The following is a 16260-nucleotide window of genomic DNA, read 5'->3' on the forward strand; positions in this document are numbered from 1 at the left end:
GTTACACTATTAATTTTAACCAAAAACCAAACCAAAATTATGAATACAATAATGATTTATTTGCCAATAGCCATGGCATTTATTGGACTGGCATTTATGTTTACAAAGCGTGCATGGGTTTTAAAACAAGATCCCGGTGACGGCAAGATGAAAGAGATTTCAGATTATATTTATGAAGGAGCTTTGGCTTTCCTGAAAGCAGAATATAGGTTATTGACTTTCTTTGTAATTGGAGCAAGTGTTGTTTTAGCCGGAATTTCATTTGTCGTTCCTACGACACATATATTAATAGTGGTTGCTTTTATTTTTGGTGCTTTTTTCTCGGCTTTAGCGGGGAACATGGGGATGAAAATAGCAACAAAAACAAATGTTAGAACTACGCAGGCTGCACGTACGAGTTTGCCGCAAGCACTCAAAGTTTCTTTTGGCGGTGGAACCGTCATGGGATTAGGAGTTGCGGGTCTAGCCGTTCTAGGATTGACCACTTTTTTTATTTTCTTCTTCCACTTTTTTATGAATGGAGTTTGGACTTCAACAGAAGATATGACTATTGTATTAGAAACATTAGCTGGATTTTCTCTTGGAGCAGAATCTATTGCTTTGTTTGCCAGAGTTGGAGGTGGGATTTATACCAAAGCTGCCGATGTTGGTGCTGATTTAGTTGGAAAAATAGAAGCAGGAATTCCTGAGGATGATCCTCGTAATCCGGCTACAATTGCGGATAATGTAGGTGATAATGTGGGTGATGTTGCCGGAATGGGTGCCGATTTATTTGGTTCTTATGTAGCGACAGTTTTAGCAGCGATGGTTCTTGGTAATTATGTTATCAAAGATATGGGTGGAAATATTCAAGATGCTTTTGGCGGAATAGGGCCAATATTATTACCAATGGCAATTGCAGGTTTTGGGATTTTATTTTCGATTATCGGAACGATGGTTGTGAAAATTACAGATGATAGTGCAAAAGAAGCGCAAGTGCAAAGCGCTTTGAATAGGGGAAACTGGCTTTCAATAGGATTAACTCTTATTGCCTGTTATTTTTTAGTACAATACATGTTGCCGGAAACCATGAAAATGGATTTCTTTGGTGAAGGGACTAAAGAAATTTCATCGATGCGTGTTTTTTATGCTACGATTGTTGGATTAGTAGTTGGAGCTGTTATTTCATCGGTTACGGAGTATTACACAGGATTAGGTACAAAACCAGTTATGGCCATTGTACAAAAATCTTCAACTGGAGCAGGAACAAATGTAATTGCAGGTTTGGCTACGGGAATGATTTCTACGTTTCCAACTGTACTTTTATTTGCAGCAGCAATCTGGTGTTCTTATGCTTTAGCAGGATTTTATGGTGTTGCTTTGGCTGCTTCAGCGATGATGGCAACAACAGCAATGCAATTGGCAATCGATGCTTTTGGGCCAATATCGGATAACGCAGGAGGAATTGCAGAAATGAGCGAATTACCAAAAGAAGTTCGTACCCGTACCGATATTTTAGATTCAGTAGGAAATACAACTGCAGCAACCGGAAAAGGATTTGCAATCGCCTCGGCGGCATTAACTTCTTTGGCATTATTCGCAGCTTATGTAACGTTTACGGGAATTGACGGAATTAATATTTTCAAAGCACCAGTTTTAGCGATGTTATTTGTGGGCGGAATGATACCGGTAGTTTTCTCGGCCTTGGCCATGAATTCTGTTGGAAAAGCAGCGATGGATATGGTGTATGAAGTACGCCGCCAGTTTAGGGAAATTCCTGGAATTATGGAAGGAACAGGAAAACCGGAATATGCAAAATGTGTCGATATTTCTACCAAAGCCGCTTTGCGCGAAATGATGTTGCCAGGAATTTTGACTATTGGTTTCCCAATCGCGATTGTTCTTTTGGGCAAATTAGTATATTCAGATAATAACCAATTAATTGCAGAAATGTTAGGAGGGTATATGGCTGGAGTTACTGTTTCTGGTGTGCTTTGGGCTGTTTTCCAAAACAATGCCGGAGGTGCTTGGGACAACGCCAAAAAATCTTTTGAAGCAGGAGTGATGATTAATGGTGAAATGACATATAAAGGTTCTGATGCGCATAAAGCGGCCGTTACCGGAGATACTGTTGGAGATCCGTTCAAAGATACTTCTGGACCATCAATGAATATTTTGATTAAATTGACGTGTTTGATAGGTCTTGTAATTGCCCCTATTTTAGGAAATGGAAGTCATACAATTTCTGATACAGCTAGTTGTTGTGTTGCTTCAGGAAAATGCACCTCGATGTCAGCGGAGGAATGTAAAGCAAAGGGTTGTACAAATAAAACTTGTGAACATATGAATGCAGCTGCAATGCCAAATCATATGATGTCTAAAGAAGTTTCTATTGAAAAAACTAATGTTGACGGAAAAGTAAAAGCCACCATTAAAACAAATATTAATGGGAAAGTTACTGTTCAAAATTTTGAAGGAACCGATAAAGAAGTTCAGGCAAAAATTGATAATCTGAATTAATTAAAAGTTTTGTAAATAAAAAATGCCTCGCAATTGTGAGGCATTTTTCTTTACGAAAATCTGTAGTAATTTGTGAAATCTGTTTAAAACAACCCGTTCAATTCGGCATCAATTCGGTTAAAAATATTTCCTAAATCTTCAGGATTATCAACAAAATTTATGTTGTCAACATCAATAATTAATAATTTTCCTTTGTCGTAGGTTTGAATCCAACCTTCATATCTTTCGTTCAATCGACTCAAATAATCAATAGATATTGAGTTTTCGTATTCACGACCACGTTTGTGTATTTGTCCCACTAAATTTGGAATTGAACTTCTTAAGTAAATCAATAAATCAGGCGCTTTAACTGTGGATTCCATCAATTCAAAAAGGGAAGAGTAATTCTGAAAATCGCGATTGGTCATCAAACCCATTGCATAAAGATTGGGCGCAAAAATATGTGCATCTTCATAAATAGTTCGGTCCTGAATGATTTTTTTGCCGCTTTCGCGAATTTGCATTACCTGACGGAAACGGCTATTCAAGAAATAAATTTGTAAATTAAACGACCAACGTTCCATTTGGTGGTAAAAATCATCTAGGTAGGGATTGTCGACAACATCTTCATAATGCGGTTCCCACTTGAAATGTTTCGCTAACAAGCGTGTTAAAGTTGTCTTTCCAGAGCCTATGTTTCCTGCTATTGCTATGTGCATTACGGTATTATGATTTTATAATTTGTAATTCCTTCGGATGTAAAAATAGATAAAATTTGGTCTTTGTAATAAAATTTTTTAAAGCTTTTTTCTGCAATTTTAATCTCCGTTTTTTGATCTTTTTCTAAATCCTGAAAAATTAAACTTCCGTTTGTTGAATAAATAAACTGATTTTTATTTATAATTTCAATTGATTCAAAATCAGGAACTTTTCCGTTGTTTGTAATTCTTCCAAAAATATCACAAGCGTACCAATTGTTTTTGTTGTCAATCCAATAAAATGCATTAAAATCTGAAAAATAATTCTTAATATTTTCCGCAGAAGGAACTGAAATAGTCTTGTAAATAGTGTTCAGATAATCATATAATCCTAATTGCTGATTCATACTGTTATAAATCCAAAGCTGATTTTGGGACGCAATCCCAATTGCTGAAACCACAATAGGAATTGTACTTTCTGAAAAATTGATTTTTTGGATTTCATTCAGTTGATTGTCCAAAAGGATAACGGTGTTGAAATTTTCGTAAAATAATACGATTTTAAGCGGGTTTTGGAGGTCTACTTTGGTGATTTTACCCAAAGAAATATTCTTGTATTCTAAAGTGTCTCGCGTATTAATTTTAGAAAAGGCATTGTTTTTTATGGTGTAATAAAAACCAAAGGGATCATATCCCAGAAATTGATCACCATCAAAACGGATGGAATCCATTAAAACAGCATTTTGCTTTAGATTTTGAGAAATCATTATTGAAAATGAACTTATTAATAGCAACAGTATTACTTTTTTCATGAAAGCGAAATTACAATTAAACCTTTTATAATTATTAAGGTCTTACTGTTATTTTAACAGAATGGTTGTAACAAAAATAGTATTTTTCACTCTTATTTATCAAAATCCAATAATATGTATAAAGTAATTTTCACATTAGTATTAGCAGTTGCATCATTTATGGGACTTCAAGCTCAGGAATTTCAAGGAATGGCGGTGTATGAATCAAAAACCAGCACTTCCGATTTTAAAACCCGAATGGAGGGAAACAAAAATATGACTCCGGACATGCAGAAAATAATCGAGGAAAGAATGAAGAAGATGTTCGAAAAAACATTTATCCTCAACTTTAATAAAACAGCTTCTATTTATAAGGAAGAAGAAAAGCTAGAAGCGTCAACACAAGCCGGTGGAGGATTCCGAATGATGTCAAGCTTTGCTGGCGGCGGCGGTACCTTTTATAAAAACGTAAAAGACAAACAGTACAGTAATGATAAAGAGTTTATGGGAAAAGAATTTTTGGTTAAAGATTCGCTTACGAGTCTAGCTTGGAAAATGGAAGCTGAAACAAGAGTAATTGGAGGATATACTTGTTATAAAGCCACGGCTGTAAAAAAACCTAGCGCAACTGATTTTAGAAACATGAGACCGCGAAAAGAGGATGCGGATAAAAAAGAAGGAGCAAAACCAGCGGATGATAAAAAAACAAATTTTTTAGATGCGGTTGAAGTGCCTAAAGAAATAGTAATTACTGCATGGTATACCCCTGAAATACCGGTGAGCCAGGGTCCAGAAGGATATTGGGGTTTACCGGGATTAATTTTGGAAGTGAATGATGGCAGAACAATCATTTTATGCTCTAAGATTGTACTGAACCCAAAGGATAAAGTAGAAATTAAATCCGTAATCAAAGGAAAAGTAGTTTCTCAAAAAGAGTATGACGAAGCCGTAATGAAAAAAATGGAGGAATTCAGAGAGATGAATCAAGGTCGTGGCGGCAGAGAAGGCGGCATGCAAATTCGTTTTGGAAATTAATACCTGTAGTTATACACCCAATTAAAATGAGAAAAATTCTAGTTCTGATCGCCCTTGTGGTGGTTCCTATTTCCTATGCTCAAAATATCCGTTTGGAAGGATTGGTTCAAGACAAAGGAAAACTGCCTTTAGAAATGGCCAATGTCATGGCGGTGAACCAAACTACTAAAGCTATGGATGCCTATGCCATAACGACTGATAAAGGAAAATTTATGTTGAACCTTAAACCCAATACGGCTTATGTAATTAAACTGAGTTATTTGGGTATGCAAAATAAAGAAGTTACCGTTACTACGCTAGCCGAAAATATGGTGCAGAATATTACCATGGAATCCGGTGGAATCGAACTTGATGGCGTGGAGATCGTACGCGAAATGCCAGTGTCTATAAAAGGAGACACTATTGTTTATAATACGGATTCGTTCAAAACAGGCGAAGAGCGTAAACTTGAAGACGTGTTTAAAAAACTGCCAGGGTTTGAAGTAATGGCGGACGGTCAGGTGCAAGTAGAAGGAAAAAAAGTAGCAAAACTATTTGTAAATGGCAAACCATTTATGGAGGGAGATACTAAATTGGGCTCAAAAAACATTCCTTCGGATGCTGTTGATAAAGTACAAGTGCTGCGAAATTTCAATGAAGTGTCGCAAATGAAAGGCCTTGAAAATAACAACGATGATATTGCGATTAACATCAAACTCAAAAAAGGAAAAGATAAATTTTGGTTTGGTGATGTAAGTGCTGGCTTAGCTAATGACAAGGGCTATATTTTCAATCCAAAAATATTTTATTACTCCCCAAAAACCAGTATCAATTCTATCGTTAATTTGAATAATATTGGAGAAGTATCTTTGACTTCTGCAGATTTTTTCAGAATAACAGGTGGAGCAAGAAATACTATTGGTCGTAATGGGACAACACTTACGCTTAATCGAAACTTTTTTGGTTTGTCTGGCGGCGATAATGTGGCCAAAGCAAGTGACAAATTTGGGGCACTCAATTTGAATCATTCGGTTTCAAAAAAATGGACATTATCCGGTTTTGCGGCTTATTCGTCAACCTTCAATCAGTCTATTACTAATTCAGAAAGAGGGATTTTTGAGCCTAACACTACTAATATAGCCACCTTAGAAAACAGAAAAAACAAAACGGATTCTAAAAACAATGCATTTATTGCAAAATTTGGTTCTAAATATAAAGCCAATGATAATTTTCAATTGGATTATGATGCGTTCTTTAGAAAAAATGATCAACAAGATGTAGATAACAGCCAAACTAATTTTAGTACAATGAACAATGGTTCAATGGTCTCTAATTCTAATACGGTTATCGCTTTTCAAAAACAAGCACCAGCCTCATTCAATCAGAGTTTAAATTTGTTTTTTACACAAAATCCAAAATCTACTTGGGTACTCGAAATGCAACATCAATACGAGGACGAAGATCCATTTTATAATCCGCAACTTTCAGTCAATCCGTATCAAAACGCTACTTCACAAAATCCAAATGATCCAAGTGCGGTTTTTGTCAATGAAAACACATTGAATATCGAACAATCTAGATTTGTAAAAACCAATAAGCTGGATGCAAAAATCGATTACTTTTACCAAATTTCGAATAAAAGTATATTGAATTTGACTGCAGGAAATACGAACGCTTTTCAGTCGTATAATTCGAGTATTTTACAAATTTTACATGATCAAACCGTTAATCCTGTTGAGCAAGCGGCATATAATAACGATGTGCGTTACCGTTTTAATGATGCGTTTTTGGGATTGCATTATAAATTTATTGCAGGCAAGTTTACATTTAACCCTGGTTTCTCTGTTCATCAATACAATACTACTAATGAGCAATTTGGCAATCCTTTCAAACTTAATTTTAACCGATTATTGCCGGATATGTTTGCGCGTTGGGATTTGAAAAAATCGGAAAATTTAACGTATAACTTTAATGTGAAAAATGGTTTTAATGATGTAAATGCGTTGGTCGAAGGGTATGTTTTTACTAATTTTAATAGCATTACGCGCGGAAATTCACAATTGGAAAATTCACTCGTAACTAGTCACAGACTGAATTACTCAAAGTATAATTTGTATAATTTCACTACAATTTTTGCAAACATCAGTTATACAACTACCAAAGATCCGGTAGTTAATGGAGTTTCTTTTCAAAGTATTTATTCAACTTCGGACCGTTTGAATTTAGATGCTGAGAACGAAAATTTAAACGGAAATTTGTTCTACTCTAAAAGCTTCAAAAAGTATTACAAAGTTACTGCTGGCGCAAATGCAGGATGGAACCGCAATTTTGTACTAAACAGAAGAGTTACTAACGGTGCTACTCAAGAGTTCATTCAAGGAATTGAAAATGTAAATCATTCGTACAATTTGGCTTTTGCAACGCAGTTCAAAAAATATCCCAACGTAGATTTGGGTTACCGTGTGAATTTCTCAGAACAAGCATCTAATAAATTCACCACACAAACACCAACTGTAAAGCTGAATTATTATTTCTTGAATGGTTTGAATGTTAATTGGGATTATGCCTTTAACCGATTTAAAAATGAAACCAACGGTGTGACAAACGATTTTAAAATCATGACGGCTAGTTTGAATTATATTAAAAAGGATGCCAAATTTGAATACAGAATTCAGGCCAATAATTTATTAAATACAAGGTCTAGATTGAATAACTCTTTTAGCGTGAATGGTTTTAATGCCAATGAAAATATTATCCTGCCTCGATTTGTAACCCTTATTGTAAAGTACAATTTATAAGAGGAAGTTTGGAGATAAAAAAAGGGGATTTTGCAGATGCAAAATCCCCTTTTTTATATTATAAATGTTGTATTACAATCCAAATGCAGTTTTAACTTGGTCAACGAAATCTAATTTTTCCCAAGTAAACAATTCAACAGTAACTGTTTTTTCATTTCCACCTGGAGCAGAAAAAGTTTTAGTAACTGTTTCTGGAGTACGACCCATGTGTCCGTAAGCAGCAGTTTCGCTATAAATTGGATTTCTTAATTTCAAACGTTGCTCGATAAAGTAAGGACGCATATCAAAAATAGCTTCTACTTTTTTTGCAATTTCGCCATTGGTCAAATTCACTTTTGAAGTTCCGTAAGTATCAATAAAAATACCCATTGGTTTTGCTACACCAATAGCATACGAAACTTGTACTAAAATCTCGTCAGCAACACCCGCAGCAACTAAGTTTTTAGCGATATGACGTGTTGCATAAGCAGCACTTCTATCTACTTTACTTGGATCTTTTCCAGAGAATGCACCACCACCGTGAGCACCTTTTCCACCGTAAGTATCAACGATAATTTTTCTTCCTGTCAATCCAGTATCTCCATGTGGTCCTCCAATTACGAATTTTCCAGTTGGGTTAATGTGGTATTGGATTGCATCGTTGAATAAATGGGCATGCGTTGGATTTTTTGCAATAATCCTTGGAATTAAAATTTCAATGATGTCTTTTTTGATTTTTGCAAGCATTGTAGCTTCTTCGTCAAAATCATCATGTTGTGTCGAGATTACAATAGCATCAATACGAGTTGGCTTGTTGTCATCGCTGTATTCTAAAGTCACTTGAGATTTAGCATCAGGACGCAAATACGTAATTTCGTTATTTTCACGTCTTAAAATAGCTAATTCCTGCAATAATTTATGAGATAAATCAAGTGCCAATGGCATGTAATTTTCGGTTTCATTAGTGGCGTAACCAAACATCATTCCTTGGTCACCAGCGCCTTGCTCTTCAGGATTTTTTCTGTCAACACCCTGATTAATGTCAGCAGATTGTTCGTGAATAGCAGAAAGGATTCCACAAGAATTGGCTTCAAACATGTATTCGCTTTTTGTGTAACCAATTTTTCTGATTACATCACGAGCGATTTGTTGTACATCTAAATAAGTATTTGATTTTACTTCTCCAGCCAAAATTACCTGGCCAGTAGTTACTAAAGTTTCGCAAGCTACTTTTGAATCAGCATCAAATGCCAAAAAATTATCAATTAATGCGTCCGAAATTTGATCTGCAATTTTGTCTGGATGTCCTTCGCTTACAGATTCTGACGTAAATAAATAGGCCATAATAGTTATTATTTTTAAATTAAGCGAGAAAAAATAATTGCTGAAAAGGACTAAAGGAGGGTTCCTGCTTTAGCATTTTTTCTACTGAAAAATTTTCAGCATCCATAATGAATTTGTTTCATTATGAAGAGGTTGCAATCAGTTCAAATTTTTCCTCTTGTATTCGGGTGCAAATGTATGAAACCATTTTGAATTGCAAATTAATCTTAACTTTTTTTTGCGGATAATTCTTTTTTCAGGTTCTCTTGCTTGCCAAAATTAATAGTGGTAGGATTTCGATAAATATTTTTGAAAATTATTTGGATTTTTAAAAAATTATTTGCAAATTTGGTTTTAGAAAAAAATAAAAGATGAAATTTAATATTTGTAATATGTTTAAAGTCGCGCAGGATAATTCCTGAGGGTCGCTTATTGCATAATTTTAAATTAAATTATATAGCAAAAGCTTCCCAGATAACGGGAAGCTTTTTTTTGAATACAACAGAGATAATAGCACAGAAATAAAAAATATAAATGAATAACCTAAAATTCCAGTTTACAAATAATTCAACTGTCAATACGATGATTGCTGCAAATGCCATTATGTGTATTTGCGTCTGTTGATTCCAAAAGTATAAGTTTACAAACAACTTAAAACCCTTTTGGATATACATCTAAAAGGGTTTTTTATTTTAAGAATATATTTTAATTTTAAAAAGCATAATGCGAATAAAACCAACAACGAATTATAAACCTAACATCTAAAATTATGAGCACAACTAAGTATTTTCCAAAAACATTCCAATTATTAGAGAGGATTAATAACATGAATAAAAAACAAGAGGAGAACAATCCAAAAAATGAATTGATTCATCCTAGATTTGAAATTTCCAAAAATGATGCTTTGGCACAAAAAATAGTGCCTAATTCATTACTTTTTCTAATGTATTCACAAGAGAATGAAGCGCTTTTTATCTAAGAAATCCGAATTCATTTTCGGTTTTGAGATTTTCAAAAAAGTATTTAAAATTGTTGTTTTGACGAGGTGAGAACTGTAATTTGTTTGTAATGCTTCGTCAAAATAACATTTGTATGTTTATTGTTTTCAGGTTTTTATTTGAACCATACAAAGAAATCGATTGCGTATAAAAATTTGGTTGTTAAAAAAATTAGTGGTTAATTTGCAATCATAAGTTCACAAACGTATTGAAATGTTATAAAGAAAGGCAGAGGGATTAGACCCGATGAAGCCTTAGCAACCCTTCGATTTATCGAAGAAGGTGCTGCATTCTACCACGCTCATCGTGGAAAGATAACACTAAGAATTTGTCTAGATAACTCCTAGCTTTCTTTCTAATATTTCCAAACACAAGTCAAAAATCATAAAAGATTTGCAATTGGAAAATAAACATACATCCATTATATTACAAAATTTCACCACCGAAAGTGGCGCTTTTTATGCTGTCTTAAACTTAAGTTTTCAAGTTTTTGGACCTGAATTGCATACTGCTCCAATCGTTTTGGTCAATCATGCTCTAACCGGAAATTCACAAGTTGTGGGGGAAAATGGTTGGTGGAATGATTTAATTGGCGCTAATAAAACTATAGATACCACAAAATATACGATACTCTCTTTTAATGTTCCCGGAAATGGCTTTGATGGTTTTATCATCGAAAATTATTCGCACTTTAATGCCAGAGATATTGCTAGAATTTTTATAGAAGGTATTCGGTTTCTTGAAATTAAACAACTATATGCTATTATTGGCGGTTCTGTTGGCGGAGGAATTGCTTGGGAAATGGTCGCTTTAGAACCAAAAATCACACAACATTTAATTCCCATTGCAACCGATTGGAAATCCACAGACTGGTTAATTGCAAACTGTTTTTTGCAGGAACAAATTTTGAAAAATTCTTCGAAACCTATTGAAGATGCACGAACTCATGCTATGCTTTGCTATCGAACACCAGAGTCTTTTGCTGCAAAATTTCAGCGAACCACCAATGAAGAATTAGCCATTTTTAATGTGGAAAGTTGGTTGCTGCATCATGGCGAAAAATTACAGAAACGTTTTCAAATCTCCTCTTATAAAATGATGAATCAACTGTTGAAGACGATAGATATTACCAGAAATAGTGATTCATTCGAAGAAATAACGTCAAAAATTGAAGGTGAGATTCATATTATTGGAATCAATTCAGACTTGTTTTTTACTGCAAATGAAAATAAAGCTACTTACGAGGAATTAAAAAAATATAAAAACAAGGTCAGTTATCAAGAAATTGTTTCCATTCACGGACACGACGCTTTTTTGATAGAATACAAACAATTACACAATTTGCTTCAGGATATATTCTAAGCCAAAAAACACAACACAATGAAAATATTAAAATTTGGAGGTAAATCTTTATCGAATGGCGATGGAATAAATAAAGTGGTTGCTATTATTACTGATAAAGTAAATCAAGGAGAGGAAATTGCAATTGTGGTTTCAGCAAGAGGAAATGCCACAGATGAACTGGAAGAAATTTTAAAGGTTGCGGCTACTAATAAGGATTATAAACTGCTTTTTGAGGGTTTTAAAAAATACCAACAAGATGAATATGAGAACGTGGATTTGTCTGAGGAATTCAATGTTCTGGAGAAATTATTTGAAGGCGTAAGTTTAATTGGGGATTACAGCAACAAAATTAAAGACCAGGTTTTATCTAAAGGAGAATTACTTTCTGCAAAATTATTGACGGCAATCTTAATTGAAAACGGAATAAATGCCCGTTTTGCAGATACTCGAGAATTGATTAAAACCGATTCGAAATTTGGTGATGCACAACCTTTGGAACAAATTTCGAAGAAAAACGTAATCAATTATTTTAAGGAGAATAACGGAACAACCGTGAATATTATTACAGGTTTCATCGGTTCTAATAATAATAATGACACGACCACTTTAGGAAGAAACGGCAGTAATTACACCGCTTCGTTGATAGCGAATTACTTGAATGCTGAAGAGCTTCAAAATTACACTCATGTAGACGGAATTTATACCGCGAATCCGGATTTAGTTCTTGATGCGAAAAAAATTGATCATTTGTCGTTTAATGAAGCCAATGAAATAGCCAATTTTGGTGCGACGATTCTTCATGCCAAAACGATAATTCCTTTATTGGAAAAAAACATTCCTCTTCGTATTTTGAATACTTTCAACCACGAAAATAAAGGAACATTAATTACTTCTAATTCTAATAAAGAAGGCATTAAAACACTTTCGGTACTTGAAAATGTGTCTTTAGTGAATCTGGAAGGAAGAGGATTATTAGGAAAAACTGGCGTTGATGCCCGTATTTTCAGAGTGATGGGTGACAATGATATTAGTGTGAGTATTATTTCTCAAGGTTCTTCAGAAAGAGGAATTGGTTTAGTGGTAGCTGCTGATAAAGCGACTAAAGCCATGATTGAACTAGAGAAAGAATTCGAAAATGATTTCTATTCTAAAGATGTGAATAAAATCACGGTGACCGATGATGTTTCGGTAATTTCTATCATTGGACAGGATTTGAGTACGTTTCACAAGCCTTATACGGCGTTGATAAAAAATAAAATTGTCCCGATTCTTTTCAATAATACGGTTACAGGTAAAAACGTGAGTTTGGTGGTGAAAAAATCGCAACTGAACAAAGCCTTAAATGTGATTCACGGTGAGATTTTTGGAGTTTCAAAGAAAATTAATATCGCTATTTTCGGACATGGTTTAGTAGGGGGAACGTTGATTAACCAAATATTGGAATCAGCAGCAACCATCGAAAAAAGAAAAGACATCAAACTGAATGTTTTTGCGATTGCCAATTCTAGTAATGTACTTTTAAATAAAAATGGGGTTACTCCAAATTGGAAAAATGAAATTCAAAACAATGGATTTTCTTACACTATTGATGATGTAATTGCTTACGCGAATGAGCATCACTTAGAGAATTTGATTGCGATTGATAATACGGCAAGTGCCACATTTGTTGAAAATTATATTCCTCTAGCAGAAAGTAGCTTTGATTTGATTTCATCTAATAAAGTCGCGAATACATTAAGTTATAGTTTTTATAAAAAATTACGAAAAGTGCTAGCAGATAATCAAAAGAGTTATCTTTATGAAACGAATGTTGGAGCGGGATTACCCTTGATCGATACGATTAAATTATTGCACCTTTCAGGTGAAAATATTACTAAGATTAAGGGTGTTTTCTCTGGGACATTGAGTTATTTGTTCAATAATTTTTCTGCAAAAGACGCTCCGTTCAGCGAAATATTAAAAGAAGCGATTGAAAACGGATATACGGAGCCGGATCCAAGAGAGGACTTGTGCGGGAATGATGTAGGTAGAAAATTATTGATTTTGGCCAGGGAATTGGACTTGCAAAATGAATTTGAAGAAATTGATATTCAAAATTTAATTCCAGAACATTTGCGTGAAGGTGATGTTTCTGATTTCTTGAATAAATTGACGGAGTTTGACCCGATTTATGCTAAAATAAAAGCCGATCAAAAGCCAAATCACGTATTGCGATACATAGGCGAATTGTCAGGTGATTTGCAAAATGATAAAGGAAATCTGGAAGTGAAATTAGTTTCGGTGCCATCAGATACGGCGTTGGGCGGATTGAAAGGTTCTGATTCTTTCTTCGAAATTTACACAGAGTCTTATGGAGACCGACCTATTGTGATTCAAGGCGCAGGCGCAGGATCAGCAGTGACCGCGAGAGGAGTTTTTGGCGATATTTTGAGGTTGTCGGATAAAGGGTAAAGATTTAAGATTGCGGATTAACGATTTTTGATTGCAGATATATAAAACAAGAATCCGTGTGTTTTTGCGTTAGCAAATCCATTTTATCTGCGTCTAATAAAATATAAATTATAAAAAAAAGGGACTGCCTCCAGTCTTGGCTCCCTTCCCTTCGGGGAGGGTTGGGGAGGGGAATAATATGAAAATAACATTAAACAGAATAAACGACAATTTCCATTTCGAATTAAAAAATGAAAGAGGACATATAGTTAACGTTGATAGCCGACCAGAGTTTGGCGGAAATGATATGGGCGCAAGTCCAATGGAATTAGTATTGATGGGTGTTGCGGGTTGCAGTGCCATTGATATGATTTCAATTTTGAAAAAACAACGTCAGGAAATCACTTCTTTCAAAGCTGAAGTAGAAGGAGAACGCGTACAAGTTGGAGAAGCGAAACCATTCAAGGATATTCACATTGTGTTTTATTTGGAAGGGCCAATAAACGAAGAAAAAGCAGCGAGAGCCGCACAACTTTCTTTCGAAAAATACTGTTCGGTTTCTAAAACATTAGAGCCAACGGCAACTATACATTATAAAGTAGTTTTGAATAATAAACCATTGTAGTTTAAGCAAAGTGATTGGATTTATTATTCCAACAACTTTAAGCCTTAAACCTTAAACGATAAAAAAATGAACAATCAAGAATTTGGTTTTGAAACCCAAGCCATACGCAACCAACTACAAAGGACACAATTTTTAGAGCACTCAGTGCCTTTGTACTTAACGTCAAGTTTTGTATTTGAAGATGCCGAAGATATGCGTGCTTCTTTTGCCGAAGAAAAAGACAGAAATATTTACAGCCGTTATAGTAACCCAAACACCAACGAATTTGTTGATAAAGTTTGTGCTATGGAAGGTGCTGCAGCTGGTTTTGCCTTTGCATCCGGAATGGCTGCGGTGTATTCAACCTTGGCGGCTTTATTGAAATCTGGAGATCATATCGTTTCTTCCAGCAGTGTTTTTGGAGCCACACATTCGTTGTTCATTAATTATTTTCCAAAATGGAATATTGAAACTTCCTATTTTGATATTAACAAGCCGGAAACTATTGAAGGTTTGATTACGCCCGATACTAAGATTCTTTTTGCAGAATCACCTACCAATCCAGCTGTTGATATTATCGATTTGGAACTTTTAGGTGCAATTGCTAAAAAATACAATTTGATTTTGGTTATTGATAACTGTTTTGCAACGCCATACTTGCAACAACCTATAAAATGGGGTGCGCATTTAGTAGTACATTCTGCGACAAAGCTAATGGATGGTCAAGGGAGAGTTTTAGGCGGAATAACAGTTGGTGATGTAGATTTGATTCAGAAAATCTATTTATTTTCTCGATTGACAGGACCTTCTTTATCACCTTTTAATGCGTGGGTATTGTCTAAGAGTTTAGAAACATTAGCGATTCGTTTAGATAGACATTGCGAAAATGCCATGAAAGTAGCGGACTTTTTAGAAAGTCATCCTCAGGTTAATAAAGTAAAATACCCCTTTTTAAAATCGCATCCACAATACGAAATTGCTCAAAAGCAAATGAAGCTGGGCGGTAACATTGTAGCTTTTGAAATAAAAGGTGGTCTTGAGGCAGGAAGGGCGTTTTTAGACAAAATAAAATTATGTTCTTTGTCACCAAATTTGGGCGATACCAGAACTATTGTTACGCATCCAGCGTCAACTACACATAGTAAGTTATCAGTTGAAGAGCGTTTGGCAGTGAGTATTACGGATGGTTTGGTACGTGTCTCAGTTGGATTGGAAACGGTGAAAGATGTAATTGCTGATTTAGAGCAGGCTTTGTCTTAATAATTTTTGATTTGGGATTAACGATTTTAGATTGTAGATTTGATATCAAGAAAAAGAAAATCAAACATCAATTATGCTGTCTAAAAAAACAAAATACGGAATAAAAGCTCTTACTTTTTTGGCGCGCCAAAAAGACAATTCTCCTGTTCAAATAGCAGAGATAGCCAAGAGCGAGACTATTTCGATCAAGTTTTTAGAAAGTATTTTATTATTACTGCGCCATTCCGGTTTTTTGGGTGCCAAAAAAGGAAAAGGTGGAGGATATTATTTGATAAAAGATCCCAAAGACATCAATATGGCTCATGTGTATCGCATTCTTGAAGGTCCAATTGCATTACTTCCTTGTGCCAGCCATAATTTTTATGAGCCTTGTGTAGACTGTTCAGATGAAGCTACTTGTGCGGTTCGGAAACTGATGATTGAGGTGCGCGATAATACACTTAAAATCTTAGAAAGTAACACCTTGGCTGACATTGCCTTTTAAAGAATATATCACAAAATAAATTTTGTAGTTAACTTAAATTATTTACTTTTGCATAATAA

Annotated in this window: 12 protein-coding genes and 1 riboswitch; of the genes, 9 read left to right on the plus strand and 3 right to left on the minus strand. The window is 34.8% G+C overall.

The features are described 5' to 3' along the window. Positions 1–39: 39 nt before the first annotated feature. Complete coding sequence (locus tag DR871_RS06160) at positions 40–2499, plus strand: sodium-translocating pyrophosphatase (RefSeq protein ID WP_113664384.1); 2460 nt, start codon at positions 40–42, stop codon at positions 2497–2499. A gap of 83 nt (positions 2500–2582) precedes the next feature. On the opposite strand, the gene DR871_RS06165 is transcribed toward DR871_RS06160, so the two are convergent. Next, positions 2583–3197, minus strand: coding sequence for a deoxynucleoside kinase (locus tag DR871_RS06165; RefSeq protein WP_113664383.1), 615 nt, complete (start codon positions 3195–3197; stop codon positions 2583–2585). After that, on the minus strand, positions 3197–3988 hold the full coding sequence (locus tag DR871_RS06170; protein ID WP_113664382.1) for a hypothetical protein: 792 nt from the start codon (positions 3986–3988) through the stop codon (positions 3197–3199). Before DR871_RS06170 ends, DR871_RS06165 begins: the two co-directional genes overlap by 1 nt. 114 nt (positions 3989–4102) lie before the next feature. Between DR871_RS06170 and DR871_RS06175 the strand changes: the two genes are divergently transcribed. Together DR871_RS06175 and DR871_RS06180 are read left to right on the plus strand one after the other, a co-directional pair. Further along, positions 4103–5002: a GLPGLI family protein gene (locus DR871_RS06175; protein ID WP_113664381.1), complete on the plus strand. Its 900-nt coding sequence runs from the start codon at positions 4103–4105 to the stop codon at positions 5000–5002. A gap of 26 nt (positions 5003–5028) precedes the next feature. Next, on the plus strand, positions 5029–7779 hold the full coding sequence (locus DR871_RS06180; protein ID WP_113664380.1) for a carboxypeptidase-like regulatory domain-containing protein: 2751 nt from the start codon (positions 5029–5031) through the stop codon (positions 7777–7779). 72 nt (positions 7780–7851) lie between these two features. Here the strand turns inward: DR871_RS06180 and metK are convergent, their stop codons facing one another. Beyond that, positions 7852–9102 carry a methionine adenosyltransferase gene (gene metK, locus DR871_RS06185; RefSeq protein WP_113664379.1) on the minus strand — a complete coding sequence of 417 codons (1251 nt, stop codon included), beginning with the start codon at positions 9100–9102 and terminating at the stop codon, positions 7852–7854. Between the two features lie 748 nt (positions 9103–9850). On the opposite strand from metK, the gene DR871_RS06190 reads away from it, so the two are divergent. The 6 genes from DR871_RS06190 (at position 9851) to DR871_RS06215 (ending at position 16201) form a co-directional block, all read left to right on the plus strand. Beyond that, positions 9851–10060, plus strand: coding sequence for a hypothetical protein (locus DR871_RS06190; protein WP_129752528.1), 210 nt, complete (start codon positions 9851–9853; stop codon positions 10058–10060). A gap of 232 nt (positions 10061–10292) precedes the next feature. Continuing rightward, positions 10293–10400, plus strand: a riboswitch (SAM riboswitch). Positions 10401–10478: 78 nt separating this feature from the next. After that, a complete protein-coding gene (locus tag DR871_RS06195) occupies positions 10479–11441 on the plus strand; it encodes an alpha/beta fold hydrolase (RefSeq protein WP_317125673.1) in 963 nt (320 codons plus the stop codon). Positions 11442–11459: 18 nt separating this feature from the next. After that, positions 11460–13874, plus strand: a complete 2415-nt coding sequence (gene thrA, locus DR871_RS06200; RefSeq protein WP_129752530.1) for a bifunctional aspartate kinase/homoserine dehydrogenase I — start codon at positions 11460–11462, stop codon at positions 13872–13874. Positions 13875–14052: 178 nt separating this feature from the next. Beyond that, the gene (locus tag DR871_RS06205; RefSeq protein WP_113664377.1) at positions 14053–14478 is read left to right on the plus strand and encodes an OsmC family protein; all 426 of its coding nucleotides are present in this window, start codon (positions 14053–14055) and stop codon (positions 14476–14478) included. A gap of 66 nt (positions 14479–14544) precedes the next feature. Further along, positions 14545–15717 carry a trans-sulfuration enzyme family protein gene (locus DR871_RS06210; protein WP_113664376.1) on the plus strand — a complete coding sequence of 391 codons (1173 nt, stop codon included), beginning with the start codon at positions 14545–14547 and terminating at the stop codon, positions 15715–15717. Positions 15718–15790: 73 nt separating this feature from the next. Then, a complete protein-coding gene (locus DR871_RS06215) occupies positions 15791–16201 on the plus strand; it encodes an RrF2 family transcriptional regulator (RefSeq protein ID WP_113664375.1) in 411 nt (136 codons plus the stop codon). Positions 16202–16260: the final 59 nt, after the last annotated feature.

Origin of the sequence: Flavobacterium petrolei, assembly GCF_003314435.2 — a bacterium.
Taxonomy (GTDB): domain Bacteria; phylum Bacteroidota; class Bacteroidia; order Flavobacteriales; family Flavobacteriaceae; genus Flavobacterium; species Flavobacterium petrolei.

What these genes read in the sequence shown, in the direction of transcription:
- DR871_RS06205 (WP_113664377.1), top strand. Translation starts at nt 14,053, where the DNA reads ATGAAAATAACATTAAACAGAATAAACGACAATTTCCATTTCGAATTA.
- metK (WP_113664379.1), bottom strand. Translation starts at nt 9,102, where the DNA reads ATGGCCTATTTATTTACGTCAGAATCTGTAAGCGAAGGACATCCAGAC.
- DR871_RS06160 (WP_113664384.1), top strand. Translation starts at nt 40, where the DNA reads ATGAATACAATAATGATTTATTTGCCAATAGCCATGGCATTTATTGGA.
- thrA (WP_129752530.1), top strand. Translation starts at nt 11,460, where the DNA reads ATGAAAATATTAAAATTTGGAGGTAAATCTTTATCGAATGGCGATGGA.
- DR871_RS06165 (WP_113664383.1), bottom strand. Translation starts at nt 3,197, where the DNA reads ATGCACATAGCAATAGCAGGAAACATAGGCTCTGGAAAGACAACTTTA.
- DR871_RS06170 (WP_113664382.1), bottom strand. Translation starts at nt 3,988, where the DNA reads ATGAAAAAAGTAATACTGTTGCTATTAATAAGTTCATTTTCAATAATG.
- DR871_RS06215 (WP_113664375.1), top strand. Translation starts at nt 15,791, where the DNA reads ATGCTGTCTAAAAAAACAAAATACGGAATAAAAGCTCTTACTTTTTTG.
- DR871_RS06190 (WP_129752528.1), top strand. Translation starts at nt 9,851, where the DNA reads ATGAGCACAACTAAGTATTTTCCAAAAACATTCCAATTATTAGAGAGG.
- DR871_RS06175 (WP_113664381.1), top strand. Translation starts at nt 4,103, where the DNA reads ATGTATAAAGTAATTTTCACATTAGTATTAGCAGTTGCATCATTTATG.
- DR871_RS06210 (WP_113664376.1), top strand. Translation starts at nt 14,545, where the DNA reads ATGAACAATCAAGAATTTGGTTTTGAAACCCAAGCCATACGCAACCAA.
- DR871_RS06180 (WP_113664380.1), top strand. Translation starts at nt 5,029, where the DNA reads ATGAGAAAAATTCTAGTTCTGATCGCCCTTGTGGTGGTTCCTATTTCC.